The organism is Oleiphilus sp. HI0123 (assembly GCF_001635315.1).
In genome coordinates, this window is sequence record NZ_LWGE01000202.1 from 1 (window position 1) to 229 (window position 229).

Consider the following 229-nt stretch of genomic DNA (forward strand, 5'->3'; position numbering starts at 1 on the left):
GGGTCAGTTACGTCGATCGCTTCGGCCCCGGCCGCCATTAGACAAAAAAGACGAACCGAAGGCTCATTGGAAGCTGCAAGGGCGAGTTGCTCATCTGAGGTGAACAGGCCCATGAATTTGAGAAAGTTCATAGGCAAGATAACCGGGGTCCCATCGACCGACAGGCCATACGGGGTCAGCACTTCTTGAAGCGAGGCGTTCGTCTGATTGCCTTCCTCGTCCCGCGGCC

The 229-nt window shown here is 56.8% G+C and carries 1 protein-coding gene; it reads right to left on the reverse strand.

The genetic code is table 11. The features are described 5' to 3' along the window. Nucleotides 1–229: hypothetical protein (locus A3761_RS28370; protein WP_231881118.1), on the reverse strand; the 229-nt coding region annotated here is incomplete at both ends.